The sequence below is a fragment of the Natrinema sp. HArc-T2 genome, assembly GCF_041821085.1.
Classification (GTDB): domain Archaea; phylum Halobacteriota; class Halobacteria; order Halobacteriales; family Natrialbaceae; genus Natrinema.
In genome coordinates this window covers 462,667-478,917 of sequence record NZ_JBGUAZ010000001.1, presented here as the reverse complement: position 1 = coordinate 478,917, position 16,251 = coordinate 462,667, and the positions used below count along the sequence as shown (strand labels likewise).

Genomic DNA, 16,251 nt, shown 5'->3' with positions numbered 1-16,251 from the left:
GCTCTGACCACGCTCGCGTCGTCCACCATCACAAGACACACATGGCTCAGCGGAACGGATGACCGGCGAAAACGGAGAGCGATGAAACGGGTCCGTTACTGATCTTCGAGCGCGTCGGCGATGCGCTTGAGCGCACGGGTCTGATCGCGCATTTCGTCACGGAGCTGTCGGACTTCGCGGACGAGTTCCTCGTTGCTCTCGTCTTGCCCGCCACGACCACCGGGACCACCGGGACCAGCGCCGGGGCCGCCGCCCATCATGCCACCCATCATCTGGGCGAAGGGATTGCCGCCGCCCATGCCGCCGGGGCCGCCACCGCCGCCGCCGAACGGGCTTTCGGGGGCCTCGCCCTCGCCTTCGCCCTCTTCAGCGCGCTTCTCGCGGATCTCTTCGACGCGCTCGCGGAACGATTTCTCCTCGCTGTCGTCGCCTGCGTCTCCGTTGGAGTCGTTTTCGTCCGTCATACCCTCGGATTCTGCTGCGTCGGGGAAAAGGGTTGCCATGTCTCGAATGTCTGTGACAACCAGCCGTTACACCGGGACCAGTATGGAAAGAGCCTACCCAAACGACCCCAGCGACGACTGCAGGTCACGGCCCGTGGAGCCCTCCGCTACGTCGTACCCGACGAGGTCGCGCATGTCAACGGCGTAGGTCGTCCCGCCGTTGTCGAGTATCAGCAGCCGCCCTTTGACGCCGACGACGGTCCCCGACGCGACCGTCTCGCGGACCGGACGTGTCTCGAGGTCAAGGCCGTAGTCGCAGTCGAACCGATCGATGACATCGAACGCCGCGAGGACGGCCTCCCAGGCGTCTTCGTCGACGGCAGCAGCGAGTGCGGCCACCTTGGAGTCAGCGCGAACCCGGTCAACCAGTCGCTGAGCGATCTCGGCCTCGAGCTCGCGGGCGATGCGACCGTTCGAGACGGTGTGGACGTGGGCCGCGCGGTCGGCTCCCTGTTCGCGCAGCCGGGTCTCGAGACGCCACAGCTTTGTGACGCCGACCTTGAACGTGTCTGGGGCGAACGCGGCGATGTAGACGGCGTGGTCCTCGTAACAGTCCATCTCGTCTTTCAGGCAGGTCCCGGTACAGCGGGCACAGACCCACGTGCTCGTATGATATTCGCAGTAGGGGGCTGACGGTCGGTCGCAGGCGACGTGCGTGCCGGTCTCGTCGATCGTCCCGGCGCAGTGGCGCTCGCCGAGCGTGTACGCGAGGTCGTCACCGGGCTCGAGCGGGCGATGATCGACCGCGCCGCTGCCGTCGCTGATCAGCAGCGCCGAGCCCCGCCCGCTCGGTTCGTAGCCCACCAGTTGCACGCACTCGAGTTGACACTGGGCGCAAATAGACGTAGCGTTCTCCGGGCTCGAGCGACGCGTGTCAGACCGTCAGACCCGGCGACGAGGACCGGCAGCGAAGCCCCTATACCGGTACTATCCTAAGCGCCGTCCATGCAAGCGCTGGTCATCGCGGCACACGGATCGCACCTGAATCCGGACGCTTCGGATCCGACCTACGCCCACGCGGATACGATCCGCGAGACGGGCGCGTTCGACGAGGTCCGCGAGGCGTTCTGGAAGGAAGAACCACACTTCCGCGAAGTGGTCCGCACGCTCGAGGCCGACGAGGTGTTCGTCGTTCCACTCTTTATCAGCGAGGGGTATTTTACCGAGCAGGTGATCCCGCGGGAACTGCGCTTAGACGACTGGGACCCAGAAAAGTGGGATTCGGACGGCACCAGCGCCTCACAGGCCACGCTCGAGGCCGACGACGTCGGCAAGACCATCCATTACTGTGGGCCGGTCGGCACCCACGACGCGATGACGGACGTGATCGTCCAGCGGGCCGAAACCGCGATGGAGGACCCGGACGTGGGTGAGGGCGTCGGCCTGTCGGTGGTTGGCCACGGGACCGAGCGCAACGAAAACTCCGCGAAGGCCATCGAGTACCACAGCGAACGCATCCGCGATCGCGACCGCTTCGACGAGGTCGAGGCGCTGTTCATGGACGAAGAACCCGAAGTCGACGACGTCACGGACTACTTCGAGAGCGACGACATCGTCGTCGTCCCGCTGTTTATCGCCGATGGCTACCACACCCAAGAGGACATTCCCGAAGACATGGGACTGACCGAGGACTACCGGCTCGGCTGGGACGTGCCTGCCGAGGTCGATGGCCACCGAATCTGGTACACCGGTGCCGTCGGCACCGAAGCCCTCATGGCCGACGTCGTCCTCGAGCGGGCGACCGACGCCGGGGCCGACATCGGCGACGCTCGCGAGACGGTCCGCGATCTCGCCGGATCGGTCGCCGACGCCGACCACGAACCGAGCGCGGGAACGGGCGCGGGTGACTGACACGTGACGATTTCGAGCGACGACCTCGAGACGCTGCTCGAGCGCGCGTCGGATGGCATTTCGTTCGACGGCCTCCGAATCGCCGAAACTGACGGCGACTACTCCCTCGAGACGCCCGACAACGAGTGGCACGGCCTCGATGAGGCCGCCCTTCGGGAGACACTCGAGACCTGTGAGGAGTACGTCACCAACTGGCGCTACTGGCAGGAGACCGTCGGCGGAGAGGGCACTGCCCGGCGTGCGTTCCTCCGGTGGTGCGAGCACGCACCGCTCCCGGACGCCGACGAGCACACGACCGAGGGCCTCGCAGTGCCGACACGGTACGACGCGCTCCGAAACGGCATCGACCGGCAGTGGGGCCAACTGTCGATCACGGTCCGCTTCGTCGATGTCGACGATCCCGATGGCGAGCGCGTCTACGACCTCTGGCACGTCGACGACGCCGACAGCGACCTTGTCGACCTCGAGGTTTACGACGACCCGCGTGACGCCCGGGACATCGCGACTTACGACGAGGACGGTCGCTACCGACCGCTGAAAACCGCGCCCACACTCGTCTCGGGCTGGGCGTTTACCGGTCTCTCGGGTGCGGAACTCGTCGAGACGATCGGCTTTCTCTATCCCGCGACGATCGCCAACTGGCACCGCGAACTGCGCGGGAATCTGGATATCGATCACTGGACCGAGACCGCCGAGCGACAGACCGGTATCTACGACGTGATCGACGAACTCCCGCGCGAGGCCGTCGACTGGATGGCAGAAGCCTGCTGTGTCGACTCGCAGTGTCTCCGCCGCCGAGAGTGGGAATACGACGAAGACGACGACTTGGACGTCGACGGTGGCGATGGGCCGTTCCCCTGTCGGGAACCCTGCTCGCTCGTCGTCGCAGCCGCCCGCAAGTGGGCCATCCTCGAGTCCGAGGAGGAACACACCTACGAACTCGAGCTCACGACCAGCGAACTCAACCAACTCGAGGAGCTGATCGACGCCGTCGCCGAGGGCCGTACTGATGAGATCCGCGAGGCCGACGTCTACGACGGCGCGAACCGTTATCGGGCGCGATACCTCCGGGCCAAGCGCGTCGGCGAGGGCGGACTCGAGGCGACCCAGGTCGACGAGTAGCCCGCTTACGAGTTATACGATTCTACTGGAGTAACAGAAACAGCGCCACGACGACTCCGGCGACGACGATCCCCAGGCCGGCCGTCGCGACCGGACTCGCGATCGACGCCGTCGTCAGCGTCGCAATCGCGAGCGCGACCATGCCCAGCGCCAGCACTGCGAGCGTCCCCGAATCGAGCCCGCTACCGTTCGTCATCCGATCGACGACCTGCTCGAGTGGCGTCGGTTCGGGTTCCGTACGGGTCGGTTCGGCGAGCGATTCGTCGACATCGACGCCCGGCGGACCGGGAACGACCGTGACGTCGATCGCGACCGACTCGGAGCCATAGCCCGTCAGGATCTCGAGGCAGCCGTCGACCGGTTGGTCGATCGCGTCGGCGTCGACGGCGACCGGGACGGTCGTAACGCTGTCCGGTTCGACGTAGTAGTTCGCACCAGCGAGCGACGCGATCCGCTCGAGGTCGCCGTCAAGCCGACAGTGGACGTGTGCGGGTGACTCGTGGCCCGTCAGCGAGAGGCGAAACGAGCCGTCAGTTTCGAGCGCGGTGCTGGCCGGCTCGAGTGTGTTTGTGGACCCGCGGTTGACGTGGACGGTAACCTCGGCTGGTGACACGGTTTGTGTCCGTCAGGCCGGCGTTTCGTCGCGCATATCCGGCGGCAGCAGGTTCGGAATCCCGTCTTCGATCGGGTAGGCCTCGCCACACTCCGTACAGACGAGTTCGCCGCCGACGACCTCGTCGCCGTCGTACTCGGCGTTCTCGAGTTCCAGATCGTGTTTATCGAGCGGACAGCAGAGAATGTCCAGCAACGACTCCTTCATACTACGTAGGCTCGTCGCCTGCAGCAAAAGGTTTCGGGAACGTCCCGACCGCATCACACGCAACCGTGAGAGTGCGATGACTACTCGTAGGGGTTCTCGACGACGACGGTCTCCTCGCGGCCAGGGCCGACACCGACCGCGTAGATCGGCGTCTCGAGTTCGTCACTGATGTACTCGAGGTAGGTCCGTGCGTTCTCTGGGATCGCCTCGTAGCCCTCGGCGGCGACTTCGGCCCAGTCGACTTCAGGCCAGCCGTCGAAGGACTTGAAGATGGCCTCACAGCGGCCCCAGGCTTCGGTCGTCGGGGGCATCGTGAAGATTTCCTCACCATCGAACTCGTAGCTGTGTCCGACTTTCACCTCGTCGAGGCCGGCCAGCACGTCGATGTGGTTGATCGCAAGCCCCGTAAAGCCGTTCGCGCGGGTCGCGTGCCGCAACATGGGCATGTCGAGCCACCCGACACGGCGGGGGCGACCGGTGACGGTACCGTACTCCCCACCCTCGTCGCGGATGTAGGTCGCGAGTTCCTCTTCGTCGTCGCCGGCGCCCTCGTCGGCGTCGTAGTCGGGCGTCTGATCCTCGACACCGCCGAGTTCGGTCGGAAGCGGGCCCGTGCCGACTCGCGAGAGGTAGGCTTTGACGATGCCGATGACGTCTCCCTGGCCGACGACCGTCGGGCCGAGGCCGGTGCCGACGCTCGCGCCACCCGAACTCGGGTTCGAGGAGGTGACGTAGGGGTAGACGCCGTGGTCGATGTCGAGCGACGTTCCCTGTGCGCCCTCGAGCATGACGTTGTCGCCGGCATCGATCCGTTCCTGCAGGAAGTCTCCGCAGTCGACGGTCATCCCTTCCTCTTCGAGGCGCTCGCCGTACTCGCGATAGGTCTCGTAGAGGTGCTCGATGTCGAACTCCTCGCCGGTTTCCTTCTCGAAGACCTCCTCAGCGAGGGCCTTCTTCTGAGGAACGACGTACTCGAGGCGTTCGCGTAGCGCGTCGGGGTCGAGCAGGTCGCCGATCCGGACACCGCGGCGGCCCGCTTTGTCCTCGTAGGTCGGGCCGATGCCGCGTTTGGTCGTGCCGGCGGCGAGGTCGTCTTTTTCTTCCTCTTCGATGCCGTCGAGCGCGCGGTGATAGGGGAGGATAACGTGTGCGCGCTCGGCGACGCGGACGTCAGGCTCGAGGCCGCGATCGCGGAGCGTGTCGATCTCGTCGAACAGCGTCTCGGGGTTGACGACACAGCCGTTGCCGAGGACGCCGATCTTTCCGCGAACGGCACCCGACGGCACGAGCGACAGTTTGTACTTCTCTCCGTCGTGTACGACGGTATGGCCAGCGTTGTCGCCGCCCTGATACCGGGCAACGACATCGGCGGCGTCGCCGTACAGGTCGACGACCCCACCCTTGCCTTCGTCGCCGAGTTGCGACCCGACGATAGTGACGGTCATAACAGCGACGGGTTCTTGCCGGGCCGATAAACAGATTACGGTATACGGGTGCCGACACCGAACTCCACAACGTTGACCACCGACCGATCGACGCTCCCTATCACGGTGTCCAACCAGCATGCGGACGACCGAACCCCGGACCGCTCGCTGCCAGTCGTATAACTCGCTGAGAGAGACACACCCAGCGACAGGAAACTGGCCACATCGGAAGCGTTAACTACTGACAGGAGCGATTGACAGGTTGGGCAACGTCGTTTCAGCGCTCGAGAGTAACTTTTAAAAGGCCCAAAGACAAGTTAACAAATGCCATGATAGACCGACTTGAGAAGGAAGTCGATATGTTGGAACGACATCTGCAGGTCCTGAAGATGGTCATCGAGAACGAACCTATCGGGATCGTCAAGATGTCGAACGAGACGGGCTACCCGCACCACAAAGTCCGCTACTCGCTTCGCGTTCTCGAGGAAGAAAACCTCATCGAGCCCTCGAGCCAGGGTGCGATCAAGACCGAGCGCACCGCCGAGTTCGTCGACGAACTCGACGACAAGCTCGACGACATCGTCGACAAGCTCGACGGCATGAAGATCGAAGACGTCGCAGAGATCGAAGGCTAGACTCTCGTCCACGTCGGACGTTGTCGCCCGTCCCCGCGATCGACGCCGGTGCGACACGGACGGAGTAACTGCTTTCTGCCACGTTTCGCAGCCGCGGGCGCTCGAGCACCCGATCGTTTCAGACACCAGTCTGAGCGGCTGCTTTCTGCAGCGACGTGAGAGCGACACAGAACAGACAGACGGTAACAGCGCCGAGCGCGACCGCTATAGCTCCGGCACGTTCATGTGGAAGCCTTCCGAGCGCGACTCGACGAGACAGAGATGGTAGCCGGATTTCCGCGAGAGGTTAACGTAACTCAGCTTCGAGCTGCGGCTGAGGAAGCCGCTACTCGTCGCCTGTTCGGCCACCTCGAGCGCGCCGGGCTCGAAGTAACTCGAGGTGACGGCGATCGCAGCTGCCAGATCAGGATAGTTGGCCTTGACCGCGGAGGCGGCTTCCTCGAGTTCGGCGAGTAAGTCTTTCGTCGCAGGCTCGCGCGAGTCGTTGAGCGTGACCAGCAGTAACGGGTTCCCCATCTTGTCGAACGCGACGATGTCGAAGGTCACCTGCTCGGGGACGTCTTCGGTGTCGTCGTCGGCAAGCGAGATCGTCGCGCCGAGTTCGGCCCGATCGATTCGCGGGATCGCATCGTAGAGATCGCCCAGTCCGTCCGCGTTCCCGGTATCACGGATTTCGTACAGGAGCATCTCGGTGAGCCAGTCGACGAACCGATGCTCCATCGTCGTCTCGAGGAAGTCGTCGTAAGATTTCCCGTCGACGACCGCGTCACTCGAGTCGAATCCAGTGTGGTGTTCCAGTCGCAGGTTCGAGGCGACCTCGCTGCGATCGGCGTCGCCGTCGTGGGCCGTCTCGAGGGTCGGCTGGCTCTTCGAGGCGTATCTGACGAAGAGGTTCGTCTGCGAGAGCGCCTGCTGCGGTGAGAGCTGGGTGCCAGCGTCGGATGTCGCGCTATCGTCCACACGCGACTGAGCCTGCTCGAGTTCCGTCTCGAGGTCGTCGATTCGGGACTGGAGTCGCTCGACCGTCGCGGACAGATCGTCGTTCTCGGCGTGCAGCCGATCGCGTTCGGCCTCGAGTTCTTCGGCTTTCGTCGCGAGCGAGTCGCGCTGTTCCTGCAGCGTCTCGACTTTCTCGGTGAGCGTCGCAACCTGCTCGCTGTGTGCGTCGGTCGTGGTGGTCTGTGTTCGGGCTCCCTGCGCGCGCGATCCATCCTCACGAGAGTCGGACGAACCCGCGGTTGACGGCGTCGACGGCGTCGATGCAGCGGTTCGATCCGAAGGCTGGGTATCGGATTGCACAGCGGACGACGTCTCGTCCGCGTTCGCGTCGGACGTCGCCGACGGCTGGTCCATCCGTAGTTCACGCCCGCCCGTGCTCGAGTCTGTGGCCGAGTCGCTGTTGTCCGGATCGATCGACGGAATGCGTCGCGTCTCGCGCCACTCCTCTTCGCGTTCGAACTCTTCTTCGAGTCCGTCGCCCGTGGCCGTCGTTTCGGACTCGGTGGCGGACTCGCTGGCCAAGCCAGTCGCTGGCTCGTCATCGTCGTCGACCCAGGAGATCCCGTTTCGGTCGAGTACCTCGGCTGCCGCTTCGATTTCTTCGAGGTCTGGGTCAGTCGCGCCATCGGCATTCAGTGTCGACGGCTCGCCAGCCGACGCGACCGGCGTCGATACTGAGTCGGAGTCGGTCGGTTCAGACTCCAGCGGGGCGTCTTGGTCCAGGTTCTGGCGTGTCTCGTCGTCAGCGGATGTCTCGGCTGCGGACGCCGGTTCGGCGTCATCGGCGGGGCCCGACTCGGTGATCCCAGCCGATGGTGGCTCGGATTCGCCCTCACTGCTGTCAGTCGCTGTGATGCCCGACGGATCATCCGTTGGGTCGATCTCGGACGGCTGTGCCGACTCGTCGGTAACGGCTTCAGTCGAATCGGCCCCAGACACGTCTGCGGCGTCGACTGCGTCGGTGCTCGAGATGTCGATCGGTTCGATCGATGACTCCGCCGAGTCGGGCTCCGAGCCGTCATCGCTCGTCGTGCTGGGAGCACCGGCCTCGACTGCAGTGTCGGAGGGGGCGGACTCGGTCGTCGGGTCAGCTTCCGATGCCGAGTCGGTCCCAGGAACGTCGACAACGTCGATCTCGACGTCGATAACCTCGTAGATGCCGACCTCGTCGGCCGCTCGGTCGAACGCCTCCTCGCCGGTGAGCAGCCGTTCGGCATTACCGATGTACGCCGCGGCCATCCGACGGCCACCGTAGTAGACGGCGTAGTAGTCGCCACTGAGCACGTTCTCGCTCAGTTCGACGTATCCGGTGAACGACCCGCTCTGGAGCGTGTTGTCGACTTCCCGAAGTGCTGTTTCGTTGGTGTAATACTTCGCTCGCGTCTCGCCGCCCTGTTCTTCCATCGTACAGAGCAAGGGCAGCGACGGGTGAGGTGCCTCATAACACGTTCCCGAGGCGGTTTCGAAGTCATCGATATCGCCGTCGATGATGCCGACAATGCGACCGTTGAGCATACAGAGCCAGGTCCCAACCGCCGACACAACGCCAGAGAAATCAGCGTGGGCGAGATCGGAGAGCCCGTCGAAACCGCCGGTGAACGGGCGGGAGTCCCACTCCTCGACGCGCTCTTGCGTGCGCGGATCCATACGTCAACAAGCGGGAACCACACCAAATACGTTTCGCCTAGACTGTCTCTATATCTTAGATTCTGCGTCCTCGGCGAGTTCTTTCATCCGCTTGCCGATTCGACCGGCGCTCGAGAACTCGTCTTCGCTCATCGCGTTGGCGAGTGCGTTGCCGAGGACGAAGACCGCGTGTTTGTGTTCACTTTTCGACTTGTGGACGTGCGAGGGGTCGACGTCGAGCTGGCGGTAGGGATCGAACAGCGTTTCGTCGACCTCCTCGCGCTCCGAGAAGTACTCCATGATGACGACGAGTTCTTCGTGGAGCTCGAGGAGTTCGTCCTTATGCATACGCGCCGTTAGGAAGGGTTTCGATTTAAGCGTTGTGTGGCCACGTGTCGCAAAACCGAGTCCGACCGCTCAGCGGCTGGGAGCAGTCGACCTGCTGTCGTCTCGATACCGATGGGCGACTGCAAGCGTGAGAATCCAGCCGCCGAAGGCGACGGCGGCGACGAACTCGGGGACGGCAAACCACGTGCCGGTATCGACGCGTCCACCGAGCGACAGCAGCCAGCCCAGCCACGCGAGCGGATGGACGATTCCGAGCCAAAACGACGCGACCGCGAGGCGACCGTCATCAGCCAGCGCCGCCCCCGTTCCATAGACCCAGCTCGCAAACGGGGCCACGCTGAATACCGCCAGCGCCGCGAGCCCGTGTAGACTCGTCTCGAGGTAGACTGCCGTGTGCTCGAGAAAGAAGACGGCGACACCGATCAGGCCGCCGACCGCGATCACCAGGAGGACGATGCCGAGGCGTTCGACGGCGTTGCGACTCGCAAGCCAGCAGCGCCAGACGAACGGCAGGCCGAGCAGCCCGCCCACGATCAGGCCGCCATTGAATAGCCAAAACGTCGGGGCACCGTACCGACCCATCTCCGAGAGCGCCCGATCGTGCCACGTGAACGTCTCGGGCGGGGCGACGATCGTCGCGAGGGCAATCGCGCCCAGCGCGACGGTCGGGGCGGCAAACCCGCAGTACGTTGCGATCCTCGTTCTGTCGGCCATAGCACCGACTCACGTGTGCATCGGTATCAAAGTGACCGTTCGGGCAGCTAACATAAGCGACAGCGCTGGTTCGGTCTGCTGTCACGGTGTCCCGGTGGGACCGCAGGCCGTGTCGTGGACCTGCCGGCATCCACTGACAGGCGTCCATTTGCGCCACAGGCCGTACGGACTCGAGTAAGCGACCGGAAACGGGGCAAAAGCAAACGGATGGGGGGGTCGACTGGAGAGTCGAGAACGGAGAGACGACGGTGCGAGTGCGATCAGTCGTCGTCAGTGGGGGTTCCGTCCGCGTCGACTTCGACTCCCTCGCGGTGATCCGCGGGGAACCACGCGAGGTTGTGGTCAGCGGTGACGCGGACGCCGACGCGCTCGTCTAAGTCGATATGATCGGAGTGGTTGTGCATACACTCGATCGTTTCGCCGCCGTCGAGTTCGACGCGATAGAGGACGGTCGGGCCGAGATAGCGCCGATAGACGACGCGACCGTCGACTTCCGGCCCGTCGGCAGGGTAGGCTGTCACGTCGTCGGGGCGAACGAGGAGGTCGACGACGGAGCCGTCGTACTGGTGGGCCAGCCCATGAACGTCGTCCCGCAGGACGCGGCCGAGTGCGGTGTCGACGCTGTCACCGTGGACCTCACCCGAGAGGAAACTGGCGTGGCCCAGAAAGCCCGCGACGAAGCGTGACTCGGGCTGCTGGAAGACCTGCTGGGGGGTGTCGATCTGTTCGATGTCGCCGTCGTTCATCACGGCGACGCGGTCGGAAATGGACAGCGCCTCCTCCTGGTCGTGGGTCACAGAGATCGCGGTGACGCCCGTCTGCTTGATGATGCGGCGAACCTCCTCGCGCATCTCGACACGCAGGTCCACGTCCAGACTCGAGAAGGGTTCGTCGAGCAACAGCATCTCGGGTTCGGGAGCCAGCGAGCGCGCGAGCGCGATTCGCTGTTGCTGGCCGCCGGAGAGTTCGCCCGGATAGTGGTCGCCGTGGGTCTCGAGGCCGACGAGTTCGAGTAGTTCGTCGACACGACGTGCACGCTCGCTCTCGGCGCGATCCTGCAAGCCGAAGGCGACGTTTTCGCGAGCAGTCAGGTGTGGAAACAGCGCGAAGTCCTGAAAGACGACGCCGACGTTGCGGTCTTCCGGTGGGATGAACCGATCGTCGCCCGAGACGGGTTCGCCTTGCAATCGAATCTGGCCGGCGTTGGGTTTCTCGAGGCCGGCGATCAGCCGCAGCGTCGTGGTCTTGCCACAGCCGGACGGGCCGAGCAGGGTCAGGATTTCGCCGTCGCGGACGGCGATCGAGAGGTCGCCGATGACTTCCTGGTTCCCGTAGCGTTTCGCGATACCGTCGAGTTCGAGAACTGTCTCACTCGTCGTCGATTCTTTGGATCGGTTCTCGACCGCCGTCGTAAGCAGTTCTCCGTTAGCCATGTATCGCCCCTCCGGCAGCTGCCGGCGCACATCCATTTAGGCGTGCCTAAATAACTTATAATTGCCGGTTCAGTTCCAGACGGCGGAACTAGCGGTTCCCTCGGGAGAACAGCGGGCGAACCCGCTCGCGATTAGAGTTCGACGCCGCTTGGGATCAGGCTGTGTTGGCGAAGCAGGCTGCCCTCGTCGTCGTAGACGAGAAACGTTCGCTTGTCGTAGCTGACGAACGGCTCGCCATCAAGCGTGATTTCGACGCGATACTGGCCCTCGTCGCCGGCGGTCTCGCCGTAGCGCCGTGCGGCACGGATGAACTGCAAGACGTCGCCAGCGTCTTCGTTGAGTTCGAGGATGAACTCGCCGGTGATGCGGTTGGTCACGCTCACTACCCCCGCAGTATCGTCCTCGAGCGGTCCCTGCAATCGGAGGGCTGTGTCCGTTTCGCTCGCCTCGAGAACGTCGCCGTCGGGACCAGTCAGGCGCTCGCGAAGCATCGCTTCCGGGCCGGTGAAGTCGATCGCTACCGAGGGTTTTTTCGGCTCGCCGTCAGTTTCGGCCCAGTCGATATTGGTGACATCTAACGTGAAGTGCTCGCGCCTCATTCCGTACGTGTTCCTTCGGCCTCGCGCGGTATGAACGTAACGCACAGGGGATTCGAATCGAGGGACGGCCAGCCACGGTTGGCCGTCTCCTTTATGAGCGTCGCGTCCGGACGTGTCACGAACCCAGCTATCGATGGATATCCCAGCAACTGACGACTCGAGCGACACGACGACCGGTCGCGAGAGCGGTCCCGGCCCCGGGTCGCAGGCCGATTCGGGAGCCGACGCGGGCGAGCGCCACGAGTCGACGATCGACACCGCTCGTCGAACAGTGCGACGACTCGTCGAAACGCTTCGGGGGTCGACGGTCGACGGCGGTGACTACGAACCAGCGGTCCACAGCCCGCTGGTCACGTTCGACGATCCCGACGGGCTCGAGGAGATCGACCGCTACTGGGTCGACGCACCGTTCTCGTTCGTCTCGATCGGTTACGATCACGAGGCGGACGAACACCAGTACCGGACCGTCGAGCCGTCGCTTCGCGAGGACGAGGCGGTCCTGCTCGAGGTGCTGCTCGAAGACGTCCGCGATCCGCTGCTGTACCGGGAAGACGACGGCGAGAGCCACGACGCCGAAGCGGTGTTACGGGAGACGATCCGTGAGTATCTCGAGCGCTACGGGGCCGACATCGAGACGGCGACGTTCTACCGACTGTTTTACCACATCTACCGCGAGTTTCGGGGTTACGGGCCGCTCGAGCCGATCATGCACGATCCCCACGTCGAGGACATCTCGTGTGACGGTTACGACCTGCCGCTGTTCGTCTATCACGACGAGTACACCGACATCGAGACGGACGTCAGCTTCGGGAAATCGACGCTCGATCAGTTCGTCGTCAAACTGGCCCAGCACTCGGGACAACACATCTCCATCGGGGACCCGGTGGTCAACACGACCCTTCCCGACGGCTCCCGGGCCGAACTCGCGCTGGGCGAGGAAGTGACCCCACGGGGCTCTGCGTTTACCATCCGGAAGTACGCCGACGACCCCTTCACGCCGATCGACTTGCTCGAGTACGGGACGTTCAGCGTCGAGCAACTGGCCTATCTCTGGCTCGCGATCGAGCACAACAAGAGCCTGCTGTTCGCGGGCGGCACCGCATCGGGAAAGACGACGAGCATGAACGCCATCTCGATGTTCATCCCCCCGCGATCGAAGGTGTTGACGATCGAAGACACGCGCGAACTCCAGCTCTCACACGACAACTGGCTCTCCGCGATCACGCGCGAACGCGTTCACGAGGTACGGGACGTGACGATGTACGATCTGTTGCGCTCTGCACTCCGCCACCGGCCCGAATACATCCTCGTCGGCGAGGTCCGCGGCGAGGAAGCCATGACGCTCTTTCAGGCGATGAACACCGGCCACACGACTTACTCGACGATGCACGCCGATTCGGTCCAGACAGCGATCAACCGCCTCGAGAACGACCCGATCAACGTCCCGCGGGCGATGGTCCAGAGCCTCGACGTGCTCTCGGTGCAGACACAGACCCGCGTCGATGGCCAGCGCGTCCGCCGGAACAAGGTCATCGCCGAAATCGAGGGCGTCGACCAGCGAACCGGCGAACTCGACTACTCGATGGCCTACACGTGGGAGGGACAGACCGACCGGTTCCGAAACGAGGGGAGCAAACTCCTCTCGGAGATCCGTGACGAACGCGGCTGGAGTCAGCAGGAACTGCTGACCGAACTCAGAAACCGAACACGGTTCCTCGAGTACCTTCAGACGACCGGCGGCAGCGACTACCGACGGTTCAGCGCGCTCGTCAACAAGTACTACCGCGATCCGGAGCAGGTCCTCGAGCGAATCGCCGATGAGAGCGACGGTGACAGCGACGAACCGACCGCTGCGAGCGTCGATAGCCCGATCGAACCCGAACACGACGCTCGAGACGGATGAGGATTGTAACCGTCGTTCCGCTGGTCGTTGCGATGGCGCTGTGTCTGCCGATCGCGGTCAGCAGATACGTCGGTCGCGTCGACCGCGTTCTCAGCCGGATCGCGATCCGACTGTTCGGCTCCGCCGTCGTGACGATCCGAGATGAACGTCCGGACAGGCAGGCGGCGTTACGTGCCGCACAGTGGCCGACGACGATCCGCGAGTACGGCTCGCTGACGCTGCTGTACGCGACCATCGCCGCTGTCGTCGGCTCGATCGTCGGCGTCTACGCCGCTTGGGGCCTCCTGGTACTGCTTTCGGTCGATACCGACACGTTACGTGCGGCGCTCCCGGATTCCCTCGCCGTCCTCGCATCGCTTGGTGGGCTGCCATCGCTCTCACTCGGCGAACTGGTCGTCCTCTTCGGCGGGGCTGCGCTCACGCTCGGTGCCATCACCGGCGGCATCACGTACTGGCTCCGGTGGTGGTATCCCGGCTACGTCGCCGACGCGCGCGCCCGACGGATCGAAGCGGGGCTCCCCGCAACGGTCGCGTTCATTTACTCGCTTTCACAAAGCGGTATGGCGGTCCCGGACATCGTCCGTGTCGTCGCCGACCAGGAAGCGACCTACGGGGAACCCGCCACCGAGTTTTCGGTCGCCGTTCGAAGTATGGACACGTTCGGCACCGACGTCATCACCGCTCTCCAGCGAATGGGTCGGCGCTCGCCCAGCCCCCAGTTTCGGGAGTTCACCGACAACCTCGTCAGCGTCCTCCAGAGCGGCCACGGACTCGCCCCGTTCCTCGAGCGCCAGTATCAGGACTTCCGCGAAGAGGCCGACTCCCAGCAAGAGAGCATCCTCGAGTTGCTCTCGACGCTGGCGGAGGCCTACGTCACGGTGCTGGTTGCGGGGCCGCTGTTTCTCATTACGATCCTCGTCGTCATCGGGATCGCCGCCGGTGAGACGTTTGGGCAGTTACAGGTGCTCGTCTACCTGCTCTTGCCGATCGCCAACCTCGGGTTCATGGTGTATCTGAGTACGATGACGGAGAAACTCGATCCCAGCAGCGGGCTCGACGGAGCGTCAGAGCCCACCGAGACGACCGCAGTTCGATCGGATCGACCAGCAGCGACCACCAGCACCGGACCGGGCCCGCGACCACACCCGAACGTCGAGCGAGTTCGGTACTACCGCCGACTGCAGGGGCTGCGCGACCGGTTTGGCCACCCGGTTCGGACGATCCTCGAGCGACCGTCGCTGACGCTCGTCGTCACCGTCCCGCTCGTGCTCACAGCGATAGCCAGTCGGCTTCCGGCGGCGCTCGCAGGCGGGTTCGACGTGACTGCGGTCGACGATACCATCGCCGTCGGTACCTTCGGCGTCGTGACCGTCTTCGCGATCGCGTACGAACGCCACCGGCGGCGACTCGCGGCGATCGAAGCCGCAGTTCCGGACTTGCTCGATCGACTCGCCAGCGTCAACGAGGCCGGCCTATCGATCGTGGCGGCGATCGACCGGGTCCGGGGATCGGAACTGGGTCCGCTCAGCGCCGAACTCGACCGGGTCCGAGCTGACGTGCAGTGGGGTGCCGACGTGCAAACGGCACTCCAGCGGCTCGAGGCCCGCGTCGGCACCCGATCGATCGGTCGAGTCGTCACCCTGCTCACCGAGTCGATGAACGCCAGCGGCAATCTCGCGACCACCCTTCGGATCGCCGCCCGACAGGCGGCAGCCGATCGCCGCCTCGAGCGCGAGCGCAAGCGATCGATGGTCGAGTACACAGTTGTGGTCTACGTCTCGTTTCTCGTCTTCCTGTTCATCATCGCGGTGCTCGCGGGCTATCTGATTCCACAACTTCCGACCGACAGTGCAGCACTCACTGACGGAGCCGGGACAGATCTCAGCGGACTCGGCGGGTTCTCCACTGTCGATTCAGACGCCTACGCCACACTGTTCTATCACGCGACACTCGTACAGGGGCTCTTCTCGGGGCTGCTCGCCGGTCAGTTGAGTACCGGCGACGTGAGAGCGGGCGCGAAACACGCCGCTGCCATGCTCGGACTCGCCGTGCTGATCTTTACGGTCGTGCTCTGAGACGGTCTGCTGTGCCGCTGTCCTGGCCCGACCGCAGGACGGTCGCGGTTCCACCGGCACCGACTGACAGGAGTCCGTATGAGCGAGGGCGTGACCACGACGGACGGCGTCGTGTAGAAACCCTTTAGTCCTCCACGACGGTAGCGAAGGTGGGAAGCGCACGGCCGCAAATCCGACTGTGTCACCCCCTTTTCCGGGT

15 protein-coding genes are annotated in these 16,251 nt (G+C 64.3%); 5 read left to right on the top strand and 10 right to left on the bottom strand.

From position 1 onward, the window contains the following. Positions 1 to 95: 95 nt before the first annotated feature. Entirely contained in the window at positions 96 to 464 is a 369-nt protein-coding gene (locus ACERI1_RS02495) for a hypothetical protein (protein WP_373616447.1), read from the bottom strand. 93 nt (positions 465 to 557) lie between these two features. Next, on the bottom strand, positions 558 to 1,316 hold the full coding sequence (locus tag ACERI1_RS02490) for a DUF2797 domain-containing protein (RefSeq protein ID WP_373616446.1): 759 nt from the start codon (positions 1,314 to 1,316) through the stop codon (positions 558 to 560). A 132-nt stretch (positions 1,317 to 1,448) separates the two neighbouring features. Between ACERI1_RS02490 and ACERI1_RS02485 the strand changes: the two genes are divergently transcribed. Then, positions 1,449 to 2,354: a CbiX/SirB N-terminal domain-containing protein gene (locus ACERI1_RS02485; protein ID WP_373616445.1), complete on the top strand. Its 906-nt coding sequence runs from the start codon at positions 1,449 to 1,451 to the stop codon at positions 2,352 to 2,354. Positions 2,355 to 2,357: 3 nt separating this feature from the next. Continuing rightward, positions 2,358 to 3,476 (top strand): DR2241 family protein, encoded by a 1,119-nt coding sequence (locus tag ACERI1_RS02480; RefSeq protein ID WP_373616444.1) that lies wholly within the window; start codon positions 2,358 to 2,360, stop codon positions 3,474 to 3,476. 22 nt (positions 3,477 to 3,498) lie between these two features. Here ACERI1_RS02480 and ACERI1_RS02475 read toward each other — a convergent pair whose 3' ends face one another. The 3 genes from ACERI1_RS02475 to ACERI1_RS02465 all read right to left on the bottom strand — a co-directional run bounded on the left by ACERI1_RS02475 (position 3,499) and on the right by ACERI1_RS02465 (position 5,741). Continuing rightward, positions 3,499 to 4,089: a hypothetical protein gene (locus tag ACERI1_RS02475; RefSeq protein ID WP_373616443.1), complete on the bottom strand. Its 591-nt coding sequence runs from the start codon at positions 4,087 to 4,089 to the stop codon at positions 3,499 to 3,501. 12 nt (positions 4,090 to 4,101) lie between these two features. After that, entirely contained in the window at positions 4,102 to 4,296 is a 195-nt protein-coding gene (locus ACERI1_RS02470) for a methytransferase partner Trm112 (protein ID WP_008009572.1), read from the bottom strand. Positions 4,297 to 4,376: 80 nt separating this feature from the next. Next, on the bottom strand, positions 4,377 to 5,741 hold the full coding sequence (locus tag ACERI1_RS02465) for an adenylosuccinate synthase (protein WP_373616442.1): 1,365 nt from the start codon (positions 5,739 to 5,741) through the stop codon (positions 4,377 to 4,379). 308 nt (positions 5,742 to 6,049) lie between these two features. Between ACERI1_RS02465 and ACERI1_RS02460 the strand changes: the two genes are divergently transcribed. Next, positions 6,050 to 6,355 (top strand): hypothetical protein, encoded by a 306-nt coding sequence (locus ACERI1_RS02460; RefSeq protein ID WP_008009576.1) that lies wholly within the window; start codon positions 6,050 to 6,052, stop codon positions 6,353 to 6,355. Between the two features lie 204 nt (positions 6,356 to 6,559). Here ACERI1_RS02460 and ACERI1_RS02455 read toward each other — a convergent pair whose 3' ends face one another. The 5 genes from ACERI1_RS02455 to ACERI1_RS02435 form a co-directional block, all read right to left on the bottom strand. Then, positions 6,560 to 9,001: a transcriptional regulator gene (locus ACERI1_RS02455; protein WP_373616441.1), complete on the bottom strand. Its 2,442-nt coding sequence runs from the start codon at positions 8,999 to 9,001 to the stop codon at positions 6,560 to 6,562. Between the two features lie 48 nt (positions 9,002 to 9,049). Further along, positions 9,050 to 9,328 (bottom strand): UPF0058 family protein, encoded by a 279-nt coding sequence (locus ACERI1_RS02450; protein WP_373616440.1) that lies wholly within the window; start codon positions 9,326 to 9,328, stop codon positions 9,050 to 9,052. A gap of 69 nt (positions 9,329 to 9,397) precedes the next feature. Further along, positions 9,398 to 10,042, bottom strand: a complete 645-nt coding sequence (locus tag ACERI1_RS02445; RefSeq protein ID WP_373616439.1) for a DUF998 domain-containing protein — start codon at positions 10,040 to 10,042, stop codon at positions 9,398 to 9,400. A 260-nt stretch (positions 10,043 to 10,302) separates the two neighbouring features. Continuing rightward, a complete protein-coding gene (locus ACERI1_RS02440; RefSeq protein WP_373616438.1) occupies positions 10,303 to 11,475 on the bottom strand; it encodes an ABC transporter ATP-binding protein in 1,173 nt (390 codons plus the stop codon). 131 nt (positions 11,476 to 11,606) lie between these two features. Continuing rightward, a complete protein-coding gene (locus tag ACERI1_RS02435) occupies positions 11,607 to 12,074 on the bottom strand; it encodes a DUF5793 family protein (protein ID WP_373616437.1) in 468 nt (155 codons plus the stop codon). A gap of 133 nt (positions 12,075 to 12,207) precedes the next feature. On the opposite strand from ACERI1_RS02435, the gene ACERI1_RS02430 reads away from it, so the two are divergent. Further along, positions 12,208 to 13,977, top strand: coding sequence for a type II/IV secretion system ATPase subunit (locus ACERI1_RS02430; RefSeq protein WP_373616436.1), 1,770 nt, complete (start codon positions 12,208 to 12,210; stop codon positions 13,975 to 13,977). Next, positions 13,974 to 16,052 (top strand): type II secretion system F family protein, encoded by a 2,079-nt coding sequence (locus tag ACERI1_RS02425; protein ID WP_373616435.1) that lies wholly within the window; start codon positions 13,974 to 13,976, stop codon positions 16,050 to 16,052. The genes ACERI1_RS02430 and ACERI1_RS02425 overlap by 4 nt, the downstream gene beginning before the upstream one ends. Positions 16,053 to 16,251: the final 199 nt, after the last annotated feature.

Coding starts and splice junctions, on each gene's coding strand:
- ACERI1_RS02430 (WP_373616436.1), top strand. CDS start 12,208: ATGGATATCCCAGCAACTGACGACTCGAGCGACACGACGACCGGTCGC.
- ACERI1_RS02435 (WP_373616437.1), bottom strand. CDS start 12,074: ATGAGGCGCGAGCACTTCACGTTAGATGTCACCAATATCGACTGGGCC.
- ACERI1_RS02465 (WP_373616442.1), bottom strand. CDS start 5,741: ATGACCGTCACTATCGTCGGGTCGCAACTCGGCGACGAAGGCAAGGGT.
- ACERI1_RS02440 (WP_373616438.1), bottom strand. CDS start 11,475: ATGGCTAACGGAGAACTGCTTACGACGGCGGTCGAGAACCGATCCAAA.
- ACERI1_RS02495 (WP_373616447.1), bottom strand. CDS start 464: ATGACGGACGAAAACGACTCCAACGGAGACGCAGGCGACGACAGCGAG.
- ACERI1_RS02455 (WP_373616441.1), bottom strand. CDS start 9,001: ATGGATCCGCGCACGCAAGAGCGCGTCGAGGAGTGGGACTCCCGCCCG.
- ACERI1_RS02460 (WP_008009576.1), top strand. CDS start 6,050: ATGATAGACCGACTTGAGAAGGAAGTCGATATGTTGGAACGACATCTG.
- ACERI1_RS02450 (WP_373616440.1), bottom strand. CDS start 9,328: ATGCATAAGGACGAACTCCTCGAGCTCCACGAAGAACTCGTCGTCATC.
- ACERI1_RS02425 (WP_373616435.1), top strand. CDS start 13,974: ATGAGGATTGTAACCGTCGTTCCGCTGGTCGTTGCGATGGCGCTGTGT.
- ACERI1_RS02485 (WP_373616445.1), top strand. CDS start 1,449: ATGCAAGCGCTGGTCATCGCGGCACACGGATCGCACCTGAATCCGGAC.
- ACERI1_RS02470 (WP_008009572.1), bottom strand. CDS start 4,296: ATGAAGGAGTCGTTGCTGGACATTCTCTGCTGTCCGCTCGATAAACAC.
- ACERI1_RS02445 (WP_373616439.1), bottom strand. CDS start 10,042: ATGGCCGACAGAACGAGGATCGCAACGTACTGCGGGTTTGCCGCCCCG.